Origin of the sequence: Deinococcus pimensis DSM 21231 (assembly GCF_000519345.1) — a bacterium.
GTDB classification, from domain to species: domain Bacteria; phylum Deinococcota; class Deinococci; order Deinococcales; family Deinococcaceae; genus Deinococcus_A; species Deinococcus_A pimensis.
On record NZ_KI912630.1, the window covers coordinates 9,084 to 15,774 of the forward strand.

Below are 6,691 nucleotides of genomic sequence, written 5' to 3' on the forward strand. Positions count from 1 at the left end.
ATGCTGATCCCCGCCTCGTACATCGGGCGGATGCTGACGTCGTGGTCGGACGCCTCGCGCCGTAACTTCCTCGTGGTGGCCGAGCGCGCGGGCGAGGTGGTGGGCGGCACGCTCTTCCACTACCTCGCGGCGGCGAACGCGGGCTTCTCGAGCTTCATGGCGACCGCGCCGGAGGTGCGCGGGCAGGGCGTGGCACGCCTCCTGCACGAGGAGCGCCTGCGGGTCCTCGACGACGCGGCCGGGGGGCGCGTGGAGGGCGTGTTCATCGACGTGGTCGCGCCCGACCGCCTCACGGAGGAGGAGCGCGAGGCGGAGCGCCGCGTCGGCTCGGACCCCCTGCGGCGGCGGCAGGTGTTCGCCCGGCTGGGCTTCCGCCGGGTGGACGTCCCCTACGAGCAGCCCACGGGCGGCCCGGACGGCGGGCCCGTCACGAACATGGACCTGCTGTTCTGCCCACGCGAGCCTGCGGAGACGGTGCCGCTCGCGCTGGTGCTGGACACCATGCGGGCCTACTGGATCGGCTGGCTGGGCGAGAAGCGCACCGAGCGGGCCCTGGCGGCCCTCGCGGACCGCGCCGGGCACCGCGCCGAGCTGCCGCTGCTGCCCGCAGACGCCTAGCGCAGTTCGGGCGACAGCCTGACCGGCTTCAGGCCGTAGGCGGTGACGTAGCCGGGCACGTCGCGCAGCCAGGGCAGGCGGTGCAGGGCGTTCAGGAGCGCGATGGGCCGGTGGATGGTGGCGTGCTCGTGGATGCCGACGACCTCGCGTTCCTCGACGACCTGCTGCGTCTGCAGCACCGCGATCTGCCACGCGCGGGTCCGCTGGACCCGGGCGAGGTCGCGGGTGGTGACGCGGCCGCGCGTGAGGGGACCCGTGAGGACGTTCGCGGCGGCCACGGCGTCCTGCACGGCCATGTTGATGCCCATCCCGCCGATGGGGGAGATGGGGTGCGCGGCGTCCCCGATGACGAGCAGCCCGTCGCGCCACCAGCGGTCGCAGCGCGCGACCTCCACGGCGAGCAGGTGCAGCTGGGACCACTCGGTGAGGAGGTCGGCGCGGTCGGCGAGCCAGGGGATCGTCTCGCGGACCGCGTCGCGGATGGGGTTCACGCCGCGTTCGCGCGCCTCCCGGTAGCTGCCCTTGCGGATGCTGAAGCCGACCTGCCAGCGTTCGCCGTGGTCGGTCGTGACGAGGCAGTGCGGGCCGCCGAGGTGCAGGTCGATGCTGCCGCCCGGGTCGCCGTCGCGGCGCGGCAGCGCGAACCACAGGACGTCCTGTCCGGGGGAGTGGCGGCGCAGCCTGAGCCCGCCGAGCTCTCGCACCTTGGAGAAGCGTCCGTCGGTCCCGACGGTGAGGGTGGCGTACAGGTCGCGCAGCTCGCCTTCGTGACGGTAGCGGACGCCCGTGACGCGTCCGTGGTCCTCGTGGAGGCCCTCGACGCGGGCGCCGAGCAGCACGCGCGCGTTGGGGTGGCGGGTGAGGTGCCCCGCGAGGAAGTCGAGGAAGCGGGCCTGCTTCATCACGGCGAGGTAGGGGTAGCGGGTGTGCAGGCGCCGGAAGTCCGCGATGACCTGCGTCTCCCCGGGGGAGATGAAGCGGGCGTGCGTGGCGCGCGTGTGGGGGAGGCGCAGCAGCTCGTCGGCGAGCCCGAGGTCGGCCATGAGCTCGAGGATGGCGGGGTGCAGGGTGTCGCCGCGGAAGGCCCGGTCGAAGTCGTGGGCGGCCTCGAGCACGGTGACGTCCACGCCCTGCCGCGCGAGCAGGAGGGCGAGGACCATCCCGGCGGGGCCGCCTCCGGCGATGCAGACCGAGGTGTGGGTGGGGACGGTGGTCGGCACGGGCCGATTGTCGCGCCGCGCCCGGCGGTTCGTTGTGCCCGGGCGCGGCTTGTGAACGCTGCGTGCAGACCTCGTGACGGTTGACCGTCGGGACGTGAGCACCTGCATCGTTATGAATACGGCGCCGCGCCCACGGGGGGCGCGGCGGGGTGGACTTCGGTGGCGGGTCTGGCCCGTGTCTTCTCCGAGGACCGATGTCGAGCACGCTCACGGCGCTCCTGCCTCAGTGAGTTCATATTACGCTGACAACATCACGGGACAATGTGAGTTCGTGAATAATCACTGCATGAAGTTCAGACAACCTTAACCCGCTCCCGACGCCCACGTGGCGCTCCTAGCATGGGTCATGAGCTTCCCCACCCTGCACCCGGAGAACAAGGCCCTGAACCTGCTCGACTCCGCCCTCACGCTCTACCCGGACCTGCGGCCCGACCTGACGCGCTGGGTGCGGGACCTCAGCGCCTCCATCGCGCGGCCCGTGGACCCTCCAGAGGGTCTCGGCGAGATGGGCCCCCCGCAGAGCGAACGCGCCACCGACGTGATGGAGTACGAGACCTACTGCCTCGCCAAGGCGCTGTGCACCTACCGCGAGAAGGTCTACCCCGGCGGCGTCGCCGAACCCGTCGATCCCTTCGGTGACCACCGCGACGACCTCGAGAGCGCCATCAGCCGCTTCGAGGAACGCCTCGCCCGCGCCAAGCCGAAGGTCGAGCTCGACCACACCCCCGACGCGGGCGACTACGCCACCGAGGAGGCCGCGCCCGACCCCGACCGCTGAACGTGGACGGCGCCCCGGTCTTCATCGGGGCGCCGCCTGGAAGGAAGGCTAGAGGGAACGCTCCAGCACCCTCAGCGCGTCGTCGCGGCCCAGAGGCCTCACCGTCCCGAAGGTCTCGCCGCGCAACGTGGAGAGGTCCGCGATGCGCGGCAGGGCCTCCGCGCCGATCCCGTAGTGCGAGAGCCGCGCGGGCGCCCCGAGGCTGTTCCAGAAGGCCCGCAACCGCGCCACCCCCTCGCGCGCCACGTCCGCGTCCCGGCGGTGCAGCGCGCTGACGCCGAACACGTTCGTCGCGAGCTGCGCGAAGCGCGCCGGATGGGCCTCGAGCACGTACTCCATCCAGTGCGGGTAGATGATGGAGAGCCCCCCGCCGTGCGGGATGTCGTGCACCGCGCTGATCGCGTGCTCGATGCGGTGGCAGGCCCAGTCGCCCTCGCGGCCCATCGAGAGCACCCCGTTGAAGGCCCACGTGCCGCACAGCATCACCGTCTCGCGCAGGTCGAGGTCCGAGAGGTCCGCCACGAGGCGCGGCCCGACCTCGACGAGGGTGCGCAGCAGGCCCTCGCTCCAGCGGTCCTGCAGGGGCGTGTTGGGGGTGAAGTCGAAGTAGTCCTCCAGCACGTGCGACATCATGTCCACGATCCCGTACGCCGTCTGGTCCCTCGGGACGGACAGCGTGAAGGTCGGATCGAGGATGGAGAAGCGCGGGTACGCGAACGGGGAGCTCCAGCCGCGCTTGTCCGACGTCTCCCAGTTCGTGATGACCGAGATGGGGTTCATCTCGCTGCCCGTCGCGGCGTGCGTCAGGACCACCCCGAGCGGCAGCGCGCCCGTGACGAGCGAGCGGTCGAGGATGAGGTCCCACGCGTCCCGGTCGCTCGCCGCCGCCACGGCCACGGCCTTCGCGCAGTCGATCACGCTGCCGCCGCCCACGGCGAGCACGAGGTCCACGCCGTGCTCGCGGCAGAGGTCCACGCCGCGCCGCACCGTCGTGAGGCGCGGGTTGGGCTCCACGCCGGAGAGTTCCGTGACGGTCGCGCCCACGTTCGAGAGGTGCGCGAGGACGCCGTCGTACAGGCTCGTGCCGCCCGCGAGGGGCCGTTTGACGCTGCCGCCGCCGTACACCAGCAGGACGCTCGCGCCGCGCGGCACCTCCTGCTCCAGGGCGCTCAGCTGACCGCGACCGAAGATCAGCCGCGTCGGGTTGTGGAAGGTGAAGGGATGCACGCGCCCCACCATGCGCCCGTGAAGCGCGTCAGACCGTGGGGCGCGTCACTTCGCCGCCTTCGGGCGGTAGAGGTCCGCGCCGCCCGCCGCCTCGAACCGCGTGCGCAGCGCGGCCTCCGCCTCGGTCGGGTGGCTGTCCGGGTCGCCCGGCAGGGTCCGCGCGAACACCTCCAGCGCGTCCGCGTACCCGTCGCAGTCCGCGTCGAGGTCCCGTGCGAGCACCCCGTGCAGCACCTCCGGGAAGCGCGCGCCGGGCCGCTCGCGCAGCGCGCCGCGCAGTTCCTCCCCGAAGACGTTCCACGGCGCGCCGCCCCGCTCGGACACGTGACAGAACGTGCACGACATCGTGGACCGATTCAGGAGGGAGCCCGGGTACCCGAACTGACGCACCGCCGCCTCACGGTACGCGGGCCGGGCCAGCGCGACCGGCACGAGCGCCGCGCCGCCCAGCAGCGCGACGAGGGCCGCCGTGGCCGCCCGCCTCACGAGCGCAGCCACGCGGGCCCCGTGAAGGTCCCGCCGAGGATCTCCCCGGAGGGCAGGTCCAGCCAGCGGTCCAGGGCGTGCGCGTACACGCCGCGGAAGTCCTGCCGGTACTTCACGTCGCCCTCCGAGAGGTCCTCCAGGTCGGGGCTCTCGCCGTGCACGCCGCCCCTGACCCCCCTGCCGAGCGCGAACATCACGCTGCCCTTGCCGTGGTCCGTGCCGCCCGAGCCGTTCTCCGCGACGCGCCGCCCGAACTCCGAGAAGCCCATCACCACCACCTTCTCCGCGAGGCCCTGAGCGTCCAGATCCGCCCTGAACGCCGCGAGCCCCTCGGCGAGCACGCCGAGCAGTTCGTCCTGGTCGGCGCGCTGCGACGCGTGCGTGTCGAACCCGCCGAGGCTCGTGTAGAGCACCCGCTGCCCCGTCCCGGACGCGATGAGCCGCGCGACGTCGCGCAGGGACGCCGCGAACCTCGTCTCCGGGTACGCGCTCCCCGCGCGGTACTTCCGGGCGTTCTCCTGCACGCGCGCCGTGTCCGAGATCATCTGCCGCGTCGCGCGCCCCACGAAGGCCGCCTCGCCCGAGCGGGGCACGGACAGCATCCGCTCGTAGGCGTCCTCCAGCCCGGCGGGCAGCTTGAGCGCGAAGCCGTCCACCGTGTCCAGCGACGGCAGGATCATCGTGTCGGAGCGCAGCGCGAGCGGTGACACGCCGCCCACGTTGCTCGCGCAGAAGGGATCGCCGATCCGCTCCGCGATCCGCCCGATCCAGCCCTCGCGCGCCGCCTGCGCGGGGTCGGCGGTGTGCCAGATCGCCATGCTCGCGAAGTGCGAGCGGTTCGGGTTGGGGTAGCCCACGTTCTCCATCCACGCGAACTCCCCCGCGTCCCAGCTCCTCATCAGGGGCCGCAGCGCGGGGTGCATGCCGAGGTCGGGCGTGACGGTCAGCACGTCCTTCCTCGGGATGGCGATGCCGGGCCGCGCCGCGTAGTACGCGGGGTTGGAGTACGGCACGAGGGTGTTGAGCCCGTCGTTGCCGCCCGTGAGCTGCACCACGACCAGCACGCGGTCGCCTCCGGCGCGGGCGGCCGCGCGGGCGAGGAAGCCGGGCATGCCCGAGGTCATGGAGACGGCGAGCGCGCCGAGCTTGAGGACGTCACGTCGTTTCATCGAGGATTCCTTTCGGGCGCTCAGGCGAGCGCGAACTCCGGGGAGGCGAGCATCAGGTACGCCTGACGCGCGGGCGTGAGGCCCCTGAAGGCCGCCGTCACGGGATGGTCCGCGCGGCCCAGCAGGGCCAGCGCGAGGTCCGCGCCCTCGAGGTCCACGCGCGCCGTCTTCGAGAGGGTGAGCTGCGCCGCCACCTGAAGCCGGGTGAGCAGGGCCGCGTCACTGAGCCACTCGCGGCCGCCCTTCCAGCCCTCCACGGTGGGCGGGTGCAGCAGGTCCTGACCCATGCGGGCCATGGAGCCGATGAGATTGAGGTACGCCTTCTCGCCCGTCAGGCGCGGAGCGCCCAGCGAGCGCAGGGCGCCCACCACGAACTCCACCGGGGAGCGGTGCACCGCGAGCCGGTTGGCGGGCGCGTAGAAGGCCTCGCTCGTCAGGAGCGCCGTCATGACCGCGCGCAGGTCGCCGCCCTCGACCCGCCACACGTCCGCGACCTCGCGCACGCCCGCCTCGTCGGGGGTGTCGTTCACGAAGGTCCGCCACAGCCTGCGGCCCACGAACAGGGGCGTCGCCTCGTGCGTCGCGGCGAGCCGCACGACGTCCTGGGGCAGGAACGCGCCCGTGCGGCCCAGGTAGGACTTCACGCCGTCGTCGTGCGCGCCCCGGTTGAAGACCGGCTCGGGAAGCTCCGTGAGGTTCGCCTGCCCCAGCCGCCCCCGGAAGGTGAGGCCCGTCAGGGCGCGCGCGCCCTCGCGGACGTCCGCCTCCGTGTAGTGACCGATGCCGGTCGTGAAGAGTTCGAGCAGCTCGCGCGAGAAGTTCTCGTTGGGCTTCCCGCGTTTGTTGTCGGCGTTGTCGAGGTAGCGCAGCATCGCGGGCGCGCGCGCCACCTCCCAGGCGAGCCGCTCGAAGGAGGAGAGGCCGTGCGCGCGCAGCAGGTCCAGGTACGCGGTCAGCCCGAGGCCGTGCCGCACCTTGTCGCTGCCCACCACGAAGTGGCCGCTCCACGTCAGCGTCAGCTTCTCCCGCAGCGGGTGCGGGCTGTACAGCAGCTCGTGCAGCCAGCGGGCCTGCGCGAGCTTCACGCTCGCGCCGCCCGACGCGGCGTCCGAGGGATCGAAGGGATTGTCGGGCGTGGGCGCGGTCGTCCAGGTGAGCAGGTCGCGCGCGGCGCCCGCCGGGCCGAGGTCACG

At 72.9% G+C, this 6,691-nt stretch carries 7 protein-coding genes; 2 read left to right on the forward strand and 5 right to left on the reverse strand.

Features of this window, described 5'->3' with window-relative positions:
• Positions 1 to 618: GNAT family N-acetyltransferase (locus DEIPI_RS0103895; protein ID WP_027480918.1), on the forward strand; the 618-nt coding region annotated here is incomplete at its 5' end.
• On the opposite strand, the gene DEIPI_RS0103900 is transcribed toward DEIPI_RS0103895, so the two are convergent.
• The gene (locus tag DEIPI_RS0103900) at positions 615 to 1,838 is read right to left on the reverse strand and encodes an FAD-dependent oxidoreductase (RefSeq protein ID WP_027480919.1); all 1,224 of its coding nucleotides are present in this window, start codon (positions 1,836 to 1,838) and stop codon (positions 615 to 617) included. The genes DEIPI_RS0103895 and DEIPI_RS0103900 overlap by 4 nt on opposite strands.
• A 346-nt stretch (positions 1,839 to 2,184) precedes the next feature.
• Between DEIPI_RS0103900 and DEIPI_RS0103905 the strand changes: the two genes are divergently transcribed.
• Positions 2,185 to 2,616: a hypothetical protein gene (locus DEIPI_RS0103905; RefSeq protein WP_027480920.1), complete on the forward strand. Its 432-nt coding sequence runs from the start codon at positions 2,185 to 2,187 to the stop codon at positions 2,614 to 2,616.
• A 48-nt stretch (positions 2,617 to 2,664) separates the two neighbouring features.
• On the opposite strand, the gene DEIPI_RS0103910 is transcribed toward DEIPI_RS0103905, so the two are convergent.
• The 4 genes from DEIPI_RS0103910 to DEIPI_RS28320 form a co-directional block, all read right to left on the reverse strand.
• Positions 2,665 to 3,843, reverse strand: coding sequence for an iron-containing alcohol dehydrogenase (locus DEIPI_RS0103910; protein ID WP_027480921.1), 1,179 nt, complete (start codon positions 3,841 to 3,843; stop codon positions 2,665 to 2,667).
• Between the two features lie 45 nt (positions 3,844 to 3,888).
• Positions 3,889 to 4,329 (reverse strand): hypothetical protein, encoded by a 441-nt coding sequence (locus tag DEIPI_RS0103915; RefSeq protein WP_045233616.1) that lies wholly within the window; start codon positions 4,327 to 4,329, stop codon positions 3,889 to 3,891.
• Positions 4,326 to 5,498: a DUF1501 domain-containing protein gene (locus DEIPI_RS0103920; RefSeq protein ID WP_027480923.1), complete on the reverse strand. Its 1,173-nt coding sequence runs from the start codon at positions 5,496 to 5,498 to the stop codon at positions 4,326 to 4,328. Before DEIPI_RS0103920 ends, DEIPI_RS0103915 begins: the two co-directional genes overlap by 4 nt.
• Positions 5,499 to 5,518: 20 nt before the next feature.
• The coding region (locus DEIPI_RS28320) for a DUF1800 domain-containing protein (RefSeq protein WP_245588506.1) at positions 5,519 to 6,691 on the reverse strand (1,173 nt) is incomplete at its 5' end.

Excerpts from the sequence above, each read along its gene's own strand:
- DEIPI_RS0103905 (WP_027480920.1), top strand. The coding sequence starts at position 2,185 with ATGAGCTTCCCCACCCTGCACCCGGAGAACAAGGCCCTGAACCTGCTC.
- DEIPI_RS0103920 (WP_027480923.1), bottom strand. The coding sequence starts at position 5,498 with ATGAAACGACGTGACGTCCTCAAGCTCGGCGCGCTCGCCGTCTCCATG.